The organism is Paenibacillus sp. MER TA 81-3 (assembly GCF_023713585.1).
In the GTDB taxonomy this organism is placed as follows: Bacteria; Bacillota; Bacilli; order Paenibacillales; family Paenibacillaceae; genus Paenibacillus_B; species Paenibacillus_B profundus.
This window is the reverse complement of record NZ_JAMAWB010000145.1, coordinates 1-255: the sequence shown is the minus strand read 5'-3', so window position 1 is coordinate 255 and position 255 is coordinate 1. Positions and strand designations below refer to the sequence as shown.

The following is a 255-nucleotide window of genomic DNA, read 5'->3' as shown; positions in this document are numbered from 1 at the left end:
CGTTATGAGCAATGGGGGGACGCAGAAGGATAGGGACGCGAGCTGATGGATGCTCGTCCAAGCAGTGAGGCCGGTCAGTAGGCAAATCCGCTGACCATAAGGCTGGGCTGTGATGGGGAGGGAAAATGATAGTACCGAAGGTCTTGATTTCATGCTGCCAAGAAAAGCCTCTAGCCAGGATGAAGGTGCCCGTACCGCAAACCGACACAGGTAGGCGAGAAGAGAATTCTAAGGCGCGCGGAAGAACTCTCGTTA

Annotated in this window: 1 rRNA gene; it reads left to right on the top strand. The window is 54.5% G+C overall.

What is annotated here, in order from left to right:
• A 23S ribosomal RNA gene (locus tag M3650_RS31615) occupies positions 1-255 on the top strand; the annotation flags it as partial.